Raw genomic sequence first — 11,585 nt, forward strand, 5'->3', positions numbered from 1 at the left:
AATGAATATCAGTAAAATAGATTTAAACTTACTCGTTTATCTCGATACCTTATTACGCGAATGCAATGTTACTCGCGCCGCACATCAACTAAGTATTACACAACCGGCCATGAGTAATGGTTTAAAGCGTTTACGTAATTTATTTAATGATCCAATTTTGGTGCGAACAAGCGACGGAATGGTGCCAACCGAGCGAGCAATTGAATTACAGCCGGTGATCCGCGGTATATTAATGACCCTAGAAGAAACCCTTGCGCCTAATCGCGAGTTTGAAGCTGGTCAAAGTAAGCGAGTATTTCGTATTATGGCCAGCGATTATGCCGCCAGTACGTTAGCGCCTAAACTATTAAGTAAGCTTCATGCAGAAGCGCCCGATACCACCTTAGATATCCTAACTCCTAGTGACGTAACCTTTCATGATGTTGAAAACGGCAAAGTTGATATGGCGATTAACCGCTTTGAAAATTTACCGCAATCGTTCCATCATAAGCGAATTTGGAAAGACAGCTTTTGCTGCTTAGTCAAAGCCGACAATCCAATAATCAAAAACTTCAGCTTAGATAGTTATTTAAAAGCCCGTCACATTTGGGTGAGTAAAACAGGTTTTGGGGTAGGTGTTGGCATGGATCCCAAAGATGTGCAAAAACTGGGTTGGGTAGATGAAGCCCTCGCACACTTTGGTAAACACCGTAATATTGCTACTTTCACCCGTAATTATCATGTCGCTATTCACTTAGCGAAAGAGCAAAATTTGGTTGCTACACTGCCGTCAAAAGCCGCCAATATTTATTTAGACGATGCTGGTTTAAAAATACTTGAGCCACCTTTTCCTATTCCGCCATTTGAACTCGATATGATCTGGAGCCCATTATTACACCGTGATGCAAGTCATATTTGGTTACGCCAAAAAGTAGCTGAAGTAGCCGATGAATTAAAATAACACTCTTACAAAGTCTGTGTAAATTTTGCTTACTGAGCTTAACTTAGTAAGCAAGCCCCTCCCCAGTAGTTAGATTTACCCTATAATATACAAAGTGTTATATTAATTTTTCATACTGGAACATGGCTTGCTTTAGTTAATGTGAATTTCATTAAACTTAAAGAGGTCATAATTATGAATACCCATCAAGGACAAGACGTTAATCATATCACTGACATTATCCAAGTAATGAACAGCGGCATCGACTTTTATGAAAAAGCCCAACAGAAAGTCAAAGATCCAGCAATTGGCGCACTTTTTCAACGTATGATAGATGCGCGCAAAGTGAGTGTTGAAAACCTACAACCTTATGCAATCAATGAGCAAGGAGAGCGCGAAGATGGCTCATCATTTGCTGTTGAAGCTCGCCGAGCCTACACAGCACTGATCACTAAGTTCAGCTCAAATAACGATGAAACTTATGTTAAAGAGCTTGAAGAAGTGGAAGATAAAACACTATCAGAAATCAAAACAGCGATGAAAAAACCACAGCCACATGACTGTGAAGCCGCACTGGCTAAAGTATTATTAACCATGCAAAGCTGTCATACGGAGATGAGCCGTATGCAAAAACATTAATCACACTCATTAACTCAACGCCCAACCTTGTGTTGGGCTTTTTTATGCTAAAAACCATATTCTCATGAATTTTATAACAAAAAAATGCAAAGAATTAATAAAAATAAAATGTTTATTTAACCACGATAGATTTTTATTCTACTAACTTTATAAATAGGTACCTGAGATCCGCTGTGGCGCCGCAGCATTTATTTAAACTTAATAAATATAATAAGGTTCCATTATGAGAAACGAACAACATATAAACCCACAAAACGCTGACGTTGATATGACCCCGATGCTTGATATCGTATTCATATTATTAATTTTCTTTATTGTTACAACATCGTTTGTAAAACCTGTGGCTATAGAGCTACAACGACCTTTAGATAAACCTAATATTGATAAATTAACTAAAAGCGCTCATTTTAGTATCGACCAAAATAATGCCGTACATTTTGGCGAACGGTTAATTGCATTAGACCAAATAGCCACTAACCTCGCCATGTTTGCAGCGAACTATGAAATATCCGCAGTGCAAATTTCAGCGAACGAAAACAGTAGCCATCAAACATTGATGACGGTAATGAACAACATCAAAGATTATGAAAACTACCCCATCACACTGATATCAAATTAAACGCGCAAAAAAAGGGCCTAACGGCCCTTTAAAGCTAAATAACGTAGGAGAAGTTATTTTAGAAGCGGTATTCAGCACCTACATAATAGTAAGCACCGTTAAAGCCAAATGGCGCAGAGCGACGTGAGTACTCAAATACCCCAGTAGAACTAACAATGGTATTACCTGCTGCATCCACTATAGTGCCTGCGCGTGAGTTACCAATGGTGTTTTTATCTGGGTATACGTCAAATAAGTTGTTAGCACCAATATTCAGTGACAGATTATCAGTAACAAAGTAGTTCACTTTAACATCAGTTAGAATCTCAGCCCCGTAGGTTTGGCGTCCACCATCTTCAACTGTGTATTCACCGTAACGGTTAAGAGATAAGTTCACCGTCCAATCTTCTAAACGATAGAGCGCACTTAAGTTAACTCTGTCTTGTGGTTGCCACTCTTCGATGATTGAAATTTCTTGCGAAGAAAATACGTCTTCAACAGGAATTGTTTCAAGGCCACTGCCCTGTGGAGTAAATAAGTCCACCACATCGGTTTCAGTAAAGTTAGCTGCTAAGGTAAAATCTAGCGTGCCGCCTAACCCTTCAGTATTCCAAGTCGCAACAAAATCAATACCTTGCGTTTCAGTATCAGCCCCATTTAAGAAAAACTGCCCAGCACCTGCACCAGAGCTAACCAGCGCTGCGTCTAGGGTGTCTGCTAAGCCTTTGCCTAAACGATTACTGATCACAATGCGGTCATCAATATCAATTGAATAATAATCTAACGTCACATTGATGTTATCAGTCACGTTGTAGACAATCCCCATACTCAGGTTTTGCGATTTCTCTTCTTTGAGCTTTGGAATACCAATACTTTGTGCAAGCGTACTGTCATTTCTAAAGGTCCCTACTTCTTCAGCCACTAAGTTACCATTAGGACCAACCACAAATTGGGTACTGATGTTATTAAAATATAACTGCTGCATCGATGGCGCTCTAAAGCCTGTGCTCACCGCACCACGTAAAGATACATCATCAGTAACCGACCAGTTACCAGCAAGTTTAAAGTTTACCGTATCACCAAAACCTTTATAGTTATCGTAGCGAAGTGCGCCTGAAATTATGACATCATCAATAATGTAGGTTTCAGCATCAAGATAAAATGAAATAACATCGCGCGATTCATCCACCGATGACGCTGGCGCAGAGCCGCCAAAACCTTGTGTCCCACCTGCTGCATTTTCGCTGCCAATACCGCCGCTCATACCATCGTAAATATTAACACCATTGTTGGTATCGTAATCACGGTATGCGTATTCACTGCCTTCTAAAATACGGTATTCATCGGTACGTAATTCAGCCCCCATAGCAAGTGAGAAATCGTCATAATCTTGCGTAAAATCAAGGTTAATCGTTTGCAATGATAGCTCCATACCATACGCATACGCTTGGCGAGGAATAGTGGCACGAATATCATCCGCACTTAAACCTTGTTCATAACGTAGTAAATTAGCGTATGAGCCATTGATAGTGTCACTGGTAGTGTAATCAATGCTGTTTTCACCATAGGTGTATGACAAGTCAAGACTTGAGCTATTATCAAACTCTTTTTTAAAGCCAAAGTTATAAGAAATATCATCAATTGTGGTATTAATTTTTGGTAAGAATCCCATTGGGATCACTGCATCACCATCTTGCAGTACAGGGTTACCGCCGCCATTGGCGTTTTCACGGAAAAATGCGGCAGATTCATTATCACGAGTTGAGTAAGTAATAAAACCATATAACTCGCCACCTGCTAGTTCATAGCCGGTATTCACCGTTAGCGCAAATTGTTGCGAGTCTGCATCACCAATTCTAAATGTATCACGTGGCGCAGTCAGCTCACGAGGATCGCCCGCTAATAGCGTGCCATCAGAAAGTTCTGTACAGCCATAAAATTGGCAAGAGCCATGTAAACCGGCGCGATTAGTCGGTGCACGGTCGCGGTAATTGATTGTGGTATTTAAATAACCGTCATCACCTAACGCAAAGCCTTTATTAAAATCAACAGTAACGGTTTCGCCATCACCTTCAGAATATTGACCATAATTAACCGCGGCTTTCCCACCTTCATCAGCGTCTTTTAAAACAATGTTGATAACGCCCGCAATCGCATCCGAGCCATATTGCGCAGCCGCACCATCACGTAGCACTTCGATACGCTTGATTGCAGCAGCTGGGATCGCATTCATATCTGTACCTGCAGTACCACGCCCTACAGATGTGTTGATATGGATAATACTGGCTTGGTGACGGCGCTTACCATTAATAAGTACTAAGGTTTGATCGGGACCTAACCCACGCAACGTAGCTGGACGCAGTGCATCGGTGCCATCACTAATCGATGAGCTTGAAAAGTTAAAAGAAGGTGCAATAGCTTGCAGCATACGACCCACTTCTGTTTGCCCTGTATTTTCCAGTGCTTCTGCACTTAAAATATCAACAGGCACAGGTAAATCTTCAACTGACCGCCCTGCTACACGGCTACCGACGATGGCAATTTTTTCAATGTTTTCTTGCGCGGCTTGTTGTTGTGCGTTTGCCACTTGGCTGTTGGTTGCCATTAAAAGTGGTAAAACAGCGGCACTGACCCCTGAAAGCTTTCTCATGTTGTTATCATTCCTATTGATTTGTTTGAGTTTTATACTCAGTAAACCATTTTGATCAACAACCGCATCGAGTTCAGTCTGTTTTAGCATATTGCTAAGCGCTTCTAACTGAGTGTAATAACCATACACTGATTGAGCTTGGTATTGCTTGGCTAAATCAAACGAAAAAACCACCGTTTGTTCTGTTTGTTTGGCAAATTCAATCAGTGCTAGGTCTGCTCGCTGCGCTTTTATGTCAAATTGTATCATTTGTGATTCAGCCGCTGCACTTTGTACATTAAAACTTAATGCAAGCGGTGCGACGGCTAAACAGCCACAAAGTGAATACGTTTGGTTACTGCGCAACTTATATAAACAGTTGAGAAAGAATAATCCGCTATGTAATTTTATCTTTTTATTAATTATTTTATTACTTTTTGCTTTTACCATTGTAACTTCTGACACTTTTAATCAAAGAGTAAGCCAAAAAGATCAGCTATTATCGGACTGTTTTAGACTCACAATATGCTCACCTAACCGTTCATGCTCAATGGCTAAATTTAATCGTAAACTATCAAGCAACCCGACAATATCCCCAGCCTTAAAAACACCCGCTACCTTTAGTGAAGCTAAACTAGGATCTGCTAATTCAAAGCGTGTTGCGGTATAACGACTCACTTCTTGTAAAGCGTCGCTAAGCGGTTCACCATTAAAAATTAACATCCCTTGTTGCCATGCTAAATCGCGTTGTACATCGTCTTGCGTCAAACGCGTAATTGGTTTTGTTATACTTTCTTTTATCAATGCTTTTTCACCAGAGATGACAATACTGGCATTAATATTTTTAACTTTTGCGGTATCGTTACTGGCGTTTTGCAATTGTACAAAATCATCCGCATTTACAGCGACAGAAGGGTCAGTGATCATTACTTTACCTTCTGTGACTACTAATTCTAAATCAGATGCCGCATTACGTTGTACATTAAATACTGTGCCTAACGCTGTGAATGACTTATCTCCTGCCATCACAGTAAAAGGGCGAGCGGCATCTTTGGCAACGTTAAAACGTCCTTCACCACGACTTAAAATTAATTGGCGACGGCTATTTGTATACGCCACTTCTAATAAACTATTAGTATTAAGTTGCACTATTGTACTGTCAGGTAATACAAACGTGGCTTGCTCACCCACTTTAGTACGATAAATCTTGCTGTATTTTGCTTGTTCATGAGGTGCACTTGGCCAATGCTCAATAGCAATAAACATAAAGCTGGCAATCAGTAAGGCTGCAAATACACTTGCCGCAATAGAGAAATTAGCTGTTCTTTGCACAGGCTTGTTTATGCCATGCTTATTGGGGAATAAACTGCTTAGCTCATTTAATACGCTCAATTCGTCCCATAATTGGGCTAATTCAAATACCGCATCTTGATGGGCTTTATTTTCTTGCACCCAAAGCTGAAACTCGTGGCGCTCTTGCGCTGATAAGCCTCGATCCATGGCACTGATCCAACGACTCGCTTTTGCTTGAATGGCGTCTTTGGACGAAAACTGATGAATATTACTCATTTTCCCACCCTCCTGGCAGGTTTGATTGTGTGATTGTGCTGCTCATCCAACTGTTCATGCTGCTGCATATAGTGCATCGACTGTAACAAACCTTTAGCGATATGTTTTTCAACCGTACTTTCACTTAACTTCATATGCGCTGCAATTTCTTTTTGGCTCATGCCATACACTTTCTTTAATATAAAACATTTTCGTACTGGCTGACTTAATTGCTCAGTGGCACGACAAAATAATAAGAAACGCTCTTTTGAGGTTACTTCATCCTCTAATTGCATTGATTTCAACGACTGTTGATAATCATCCGAGGTGTCTAATGAGTCACAATGTTGATTATCCCATTTTGCAATATGATTAAGCGCTAAATGCTTAGCGGTTTTTAACATATAGCTACGAGCATACTTAATATCTTGTTTTAAATCAGCCTGATAGCTTTTAACAAAAGTTTCTTGTACGATATCTTCTACATCATCTGGTTGTACAATACGCGAAACAAATCGACGTAACTGCGAAGACAATTCTAGAAATGTAGTGGATAATGCAAGCTTTCGCGTCATTACTGACTGTACCTTTGTTATTATTATTACGCTAAGAGTACGAGTTTTGACGACAATTACAAGCGCGATTGTTAATTTTGTGGTTATTAGCGCTGTTTCACTCACAAAACACTTACACTATTTTCTTTTTAAGCTGTAGGTAGGTTAAATAACGACTTCATAAACTCATAAAAGACTTCAGTTTTTCGTGTGGGTAAACTGTTTTGCGGTTTTAAAAACCAAACTGGCGCATCGTTATCAGCTAAAATCCCAGGTAGCACTTCAATTAGCTCACCTGTCGCTAATTCTTCAGAAATCGCTAATTTAGACTTGATCGCAATACCGTGCCCTGCAATAGCCGCTTGAGTCATATTATCTGAATTTGAAATAGTAAAACGCGTTTTCGCGTTAAAGTTAACCACGGTTTGATTATCATCTTTTAATTTTAGCTGGCGCTGCCAAGGTAAACATACCCAATAATGTTGTGCTAACTCAGTTAGATTATTTGGCATACCGTATTTTGCTACATAGCTTGGCGCAACACATAAAATACGATAATTATTCACGACCTTACGAGAAAGCAGTGCTGAGTCATTCAGTTTACCCACGCGAATAGCCACATCCTGTGCATCATCGACTACATTGACAAAATTATCTGAAATCAAAAAATCTAATTTTAAATCAGGATATTGCTCCTCAAACGCAATCAGTTTAGGCATCACGTATTTTGAAAACACCCAAGGTGGCATGGTTACTCTGAGTAAACCACTGACTGATGATCTCCGTGCGCCAATACTATGCTCAGCATCATGAAGTGCCTCTAAAATCGAGCCAACTCGTTGATAAAATATTTCACCTGCTGGTGATAAGCGGATCCTTCGGCTATCCCTGAACACTAATACTGTTGATAATTCTCGCTCTAACTTACTGAGCCGATGGCTCACCGTTGCAGGTGATAATGCCTGCGCACTGGCCGCTGCCAACACCCCTTTGTTTTCTACAATCGCTATAAATGTTTCTAAATCACTGATGCTATACATACGCTACCCTCTTATATTCGATATTTTCAAATATAGCTTTCAGTTTTGCAAAGTATATTTAAATAAACCAAACAGTATACTGGTCAACATTCGAGTCAAAGAGGAAACAATAATGAGTTTAGCAACCCAAATAGCCGTTTACGAGCAGCAAAAAAAAGCCAATGTACCCGCTGATATTCTTGCTGTCATGGATCAAACCACAGAACAATTAATAGCAACTCACATCAAAGATAATGCCTTGAAAGTCTTTGATACTGTTACAGATTTCAGTTTGACTAATCAACATGGTGGTGCAACAAGATTAGCCGATTTGCTTGCTTCAGGCCCTGTAATTATCAGTTTTTATCGTGGCGGTTGGTGCCCGTATTGTAATTTAGAGCTCAAAGCGCTCAATGCCCTACTCCCTGATTTTAAAGCTCTGGGAGCACAGCTTGTGGCAATTTCGCCTCAGTTACCCGACGCTTCTTTAAGCACCGCTGAAAAGAATGCCCTAGAATATAATGTGTTATCTGACGTAGGTAATCTGGTTGCAGCGCAATTTGGCTTAGTGTTTACGCTCGATGAACGCTTAAAGCCCATTTATGCGCAATTTGGGTTAGATATCCCGCAAGCAAATGGTGATGACAGCTTTCAACTACCTTTGCCGGCAACTTATGTGGTTAATCAACAAGGGATCATTACCTACGCGTTTGCCACTGAAGATTATACCTTACGTGCAGAACCAAGTGATGTGCTTAACTCATTAAAGAGCGATAAATAATGACGCTAATGAAAAAAGTACAAACATTGATTGTTTCCTTTTTAGTCACTTGCATTTTTTTTGGAGCAAACGCAATGGCAGCTCAACCTCAGTTCAGCAAACCTAAAGTTATTATTTTTGATGTAAACGAAACACTACTTGATCTTGAGTCTATGCGCACTTCAATTGGCGCAGCATTGGCAGGACGTGAAGATTTATTACCACTGTGGTTTTCAACTATGTTGCATCATTCATTAGTCAGTACAGCAATTGGTGATTATCAAGACTTTGGTAAAGTTGGCGTGGCATCACTATTAATGGTGGCGCAAAACAACAATATTAAGCTCGATGCAGAGCAAGCAAAAACGGCCATTGTTACACCGTTATTAAGTTTACCCGCGCATCCTGACGTAATAGCAGCACTGCAGGCACTCAAAGATCGTGGTTATAAGTTAGTAAGCCTCACGAATTCATCAAATCATGGCGTTAAAACGCAATTTGAAAGTGCTGGTTTAACCGGTTTTTTCGACGCACGCTACAGCATTGAAGATATTAAAATTTACAAACCAGATTTACGTGCCTATCAATGGGCGCTGGATAAATTAGGGGTAGAACCAGAGCAAGCACTGATGGTTGCAGCGCATGGCTGGGATGTTGCAGGGGCAAAAGCTGCTGGCTTGCAAACTGCTTTTATTGCGCGCCCGGGTAAAGCGCTATATCCATTGGCAGAAAAACCTGACTATAACGTGAAAGATTTAACTGAGTTAACCGCTCTACTTAAATAAGCCTGCTCTAGGCTTCAGCTAAACACTGATTTTACCCAAATCAATACCCAAGCGGCCAGTTAATGGAATAATCATGGCCGCTTATTTATTGCTGCAGTTTAATACCGCTAATAAAAAATCGTGATGTTAAGTCAATTAGTTGCTCAATTTTTTTTTCATCAAGTGCTGGTTTCCATTGGATCACTTGCTCCCAGTAGGCCATTTTCTTTAGCCCACCGTAGAAAAAGGCCGCAGCAATATCGGCAGGAATATCGTTTAATACCCCTGCTGCATGTGCTTGTGCAAACCAGCCTTGTAATCCTTTGCCACAATCTAAAAATTTAGCTTCTAGGCGCGCGGCTTGTTGTTTATCACGCATTGATTCAATGATCACAATACGCGACAAGGTTAAATAGTCTTCATCACTGCCTAAAGAAAGTGACAAGCGAGCAAGATCTTTTAGTTGCTCGTAAATTGGTACGTTGCTGCGAAAATGATAATTTTGTAACTGCTCAATACGCGACAGCAGCAATAACACTACATCATCAAACAAAGCTTGTTTATTGGCGTAATGCTTATAAAGTGTGCGTTTTGAAACATTCGCTTTTTTCGCAATCGCTTCCATGGTTGTACCCACTAAACCACGTTGCGCAAACTCCTCTACCGCAACGCACAATACATCATTTTGTTTAGTACTATTTGGTTCCATACTGCCCCCAATATTTATCCAAATATTATACATGAATTTGCAATATAATCGCACTTTAGAAAAAGTAAACGCAAGTGTATACCTTAAACATGAATAGGTATACACTTGCGTTTACTTAAGCTAAATGGATTCAGCAAGCGCTATTTAAGTTGATCATAAAATCAACACTGTGCCATGCTATTAACTTAGAAAACATTTACTATTATTCATACTTAACAATTGGAACTGTGGAGTAACCATGCGTCTGCCTTTCGCACCATCAAAATTATCTTTACCTTTATTTTTATTAACCTCAGCCGCATTGTTACTGCAAGGCTGTAGTGAAGCCCCTGAAGCTGAACAAGCAGCAATGCATCCAGCAAGCGTTGCAACAACCATAGCAAGCTATGAAGATGCGCCGTTTACAATTGAACTGCCAGCCACCTTATCTGGCTCTAAAGAAGTTGAAGTGCGTGCCAGAGTGACAGGAATTTTAGAATCTCGTAACTTTGATGAAGGTCAAACCGTTAGCCAAGGACAATCTCTTTTTACTATCGATTTAGCCCCGTATCAACTCGCTGTTGAGAGCGCGCAAGCCGCCTTAGACGGCGCACAAGCCTCATTAGTACAATCTGAGCGTGAGGTTACACGTTTAGCAAAATTACGCGCTGACAAATCAGTATCACAACGTGACTACGATAACGCCAGCTCTACTAAAGATATTGCCAATACTACGTTAGCGGCCGCTAAAGTGGCACTAAAAGAAGCCCAGCTCAATTTAGAATATGCACAAGTAAAAGCACCTGTTGCTGGTGTTATGGGCCGTGAATTTGTCTCAGAGGGCACTTATGTATCAGGCCCTGATCTATTATTAACGCAAATAACGCAACTTGATCCGATTCGATTACGCTTTGGTATTTCTGAGCGCGAGCAGTTACAAATGCGACAAGATGTCGCTAATGGCTCATTAACCTTGCCAGAAAAAGGCCAATGGCACACCAGCATCAAACTACAAGATGGCTCACTGTATCAACGAACCGGCAAAGTTAACTTCTCTGACGTGCGTATTAACCCAAATACCGGCACCAGTGAGCTGCAAGCAATTATTCCTAATTCCGACTTTAAACTACGTCCTGGGCAGTTTGTACGCGTTAGATTAAGTGGCGCGGTGCGTAAAAATGCGTTTGTGATCCCACAGCGCGCAGTGCTTGATAACGGTACTGGCAAGTTTGTGTATGTCGTCGCAAAAAATGAACAAGGCGGCACGATTGCCCGCCCAGCACCGGTTGAAGTCGGCGAATGGATCCAAAAGCCTGATAATCAAGGCGATAAAAACTTTTGGCTGATTAAGTCAGGGATCCAGCAAGGCGATGAAGTCATCATTGATGGCATGGCAAAGATTTTCTTTCCGGGTATGCCAGTGGCTGTTAACAATGCAACAAACAAGGTAAGCGCGGAATAAGCGCA

11 protein-coding genes are annotated in these 11,585 nt (G+C 40.7%); 6 read left to right on the forward strand and 5 right to left on the reverse strand.

Translation table 11 applies throughout. From position 1 onward, the window contains the following. Nucleotide 1 precedes the first annotated feature (1 nt). The 3 genes from A7968_RS13440 (at nt 2) to A7968_RS13450 (ending at nt 2,177) form a co-directional block, all read left to right on the forward strand. Complete coding sequence (locus tag A7968_RS13440) at nt 2-940, forward strand: LysR family transcriptional regulator (RefSeq protein ID WP_064667077.1); 939 nt, start codon at nt 2-4, stop codon at nt 938-940. A 174-nt stretch (nt 941-1,114) separates the two neighbouring features. Then, nucleotides 1,115-1,558 carry a ferritin-like domain-containing protein gene (locus A7968_RS13445; protein ID WP_064667078.1) on the forward strand — a complete coding sequence of 148 codons (444 nt, stop codon included), beginning with the start codon at nt 1,115-1,117 and terminating at the stop codon, nt 1,556-1,558. A gap of 223 nt (nt 1,559-1,781) precedes the next feature. Then, complete coding sequence (locus A7968_RS13450) at nt 1,782-2,177, forward strand: ExbD/TolR family protein (RefSeq protein ID WP_064667079.1); 396 nt, start codon at nt 1,782-1,784, stop codon at nt 2,175-2,177. Between the two features lie 58 nt (nt 2,178-2,235). Here the strand turns inward: A7968_RS13450 and A7968_RS13455 are convergent, their stop codons facing one another. The 4 genes from A7968_RS13455 to A7968_RS13470 form a co-directional block, all read right to left on the reverse strand. Next, nucleotides 2,236-5,235, reverse strand: coding sequence for a TonB-dependent receptor plug domain-containing protein (locus A7968_RS13455; RefSeq protein WP_064667080.1), 3,000 nt, complete (start codon nt 5,233-5,235; stop codon nt 2,236-2,238). 42 nt (nt 5,236-5,277) lie between these two features. Then, nucleotides 5,278-6,354: a FecR family protein gene (locus A7968_RS13460; protein WP_064667081.1), complete on the reverse strand. Its 1,077-nt coding sequence runs from the start codon at nt 6,352-6,354 to the stop codon at nt 5,278-5,280. Then, a complete protein-coding gene (locus tag A7968_RS13465) occupies nt 6,351-6,908 on the reverse strand; it encodes an RNA polymerase sigma factor (protein ID WP_064667082.1) in 558 nt (185 codons plus the stop codon). Before A7968_RS13465 ends, A7968_RS13460 begins: the two co-directional genes overlap by 4 nt. Before the next feature lie 128 nt (nt 6,909-7,036). Further along, nucleotides 7,037-7,927 carry a LysR family transcriptional regulator gene (locus A7968_RS13470; protein ID WP_064667083.1) on the reverse strand — a complete coding sequence of 297 codons (891 nt, stop codon included), beginning with the start codon at nt 7,925-7,927 and terminating at the stop codon, nt 7,037-7,039. 112 nt (nt 7,928-8,039) lie between these two features. Between A7968_RS13470 and A7968_RS13475 the strand changes: the two genes are divergently transcribed. Together A7968_RS13475 and A7968_RS13480 are read left to right on the forward strand one after the other, a co-directional pair. Beyond that, nucleotides 8,040-8,687: a peroxiredoxin-like family protein gene (locus A7968_RS13475; protein WP_064667084.1), complete on the forward strand. Its 648-nt coding sequence runs from the start codon at nt 8,040-8,042 to the stop codon at nt 8,685-8,687. Next, complete coding sequence (locus A7968_RS13480) at nt 8,687-9,451, forward strand: haloacid dehalogenase type II (protein ID WP_064667085.1); 765 nt, start codon at nt 8,687-8,689, stop codon at nt 9,449-9,451. Before A7968_RS13475 ends, A7968_RS13480 begins: the two co-directional genes overlap by 1 nt. Nucleotides 9,452-9,536: 85 nt before the next feature. Here the strand turns inward: A7968_RS13480 and A7968_RS13485 are convergent, their stop codons facing one another. Next, nucleotides 9,537-10,139 carry a TetR/AcrR family transcriptional regulator gene (locus A7968_RS13485; RefSeq protein ID WP_064667145.1) on the reverse strand — a complete coding sequence of 201 codons (603 nt, stop codon included), beginning with the start codon at nt 10,137-10,139 and terminating at the stop codon, nt 9,537-9,539. A 238-nt stretch (nt 10,140-10,377) separates the two neighbouring features. Between A7968_RS13485 and A7968_RS13490 the strand changes: the two genes are divergently transcribed. Further along, the gene (locus tag A7968_RS13490; RefSeq protein WP_064667086.1) at nt 10,378-11,580 is read left to right on the forward strand and encodes an efflux RND transporter periplasmic adaptor subunit; all 1,203 of its coding nucleotides are present in this window, start codon (nt 10,378-10,380) and stop codon (nt 11,578-11,580) included. The last annotated feature ends 5 nt before the right edge of the window (nt 11,581-11,585 follow it).

It is taken from the genome of Pseudoalteromonas prydzensis (genome assembly GCF_001661495.1).
Lineage (GTDB): Bacteria > Pseudomonadota > Gammaproteobacteria > Enterobacterales > Alteromonadaceae > Pseudoalteromonas > Pseudoalteromonas prydzensis.

Coding starts and splice junctions, on each gene's coding strand:
- A7968_RS13475 (WP_064667084.1), top strand. CDS start 8,040: ATGAGTTTAGCAACCCAAATAGCCGTTTACGAGCAGCAAAAAAAAGCC.
- A7968_RS13455 (WP_064667080.1), bottom strand. CDS start 5,235: ATGGTAAAAGCAAAAAGTAATAAAATAATTAATAAAAAGATAAAATTA.
- A7968_RS13480 (WP_064667085.1), top strand. CDS start 8,687: ATGACGCTAATGAAAAAAGTACAAACATTGATTGTTTCCTTTTTAGTC.
- A7968_RS13440 (WP_064667077.1), top strand. CDS start 2: ATGAATATCAGTAAAATAGATTTAAACTTACTCGTTTATCTCGATACC.
- A7968_RS13465 (WP_064667082.1), bottom strand. CDS start 6,908: ATGACGCGAAAGCTTGCATTATCCACTACATTTCTAGAATTGTCTTCG.
- A7968_RS13460 (WP_064667081.1), bottom strand. CDS start 6,354: ATGAGTAATATTCATCAGTTTTCGTCCAAAGACGCCATTCAAGCAAAA.
- A7968_RS13485 (WP_064667145.1), bottom strand. CDS start 10,139: ATGGAACCAAATAGTACTAAACAAAATGATGTATTGTGCGTTGCGGTA.
- A7968_RS13445 (WP_064667078.1), top strand. CDS start 1,115: ATGAATACCCATCAAGGACAAGACGTTAATCATATCACTGACATTATC.
- A7968_RS13450 (WP_064667079.1), top strand. CDS start 1,782: ATGAGAAACGAACAACATATAAACCCACAAAACGCTGACGTTGATATG.
- A7968_RS13490 (WP_064667086.1), top strand. CDS start 10,378: ATGCGTCTGCCTTTCGCACCATCAAAATTATCTTTACCTTTATTTTTA.
- A7968_RS13470 (WP_064667083.1), bottom strand. CDS start 7,927: ATGTATAGCATCAGTGATTTAGAAACATTTATAGCGATTGTAGAAAAC.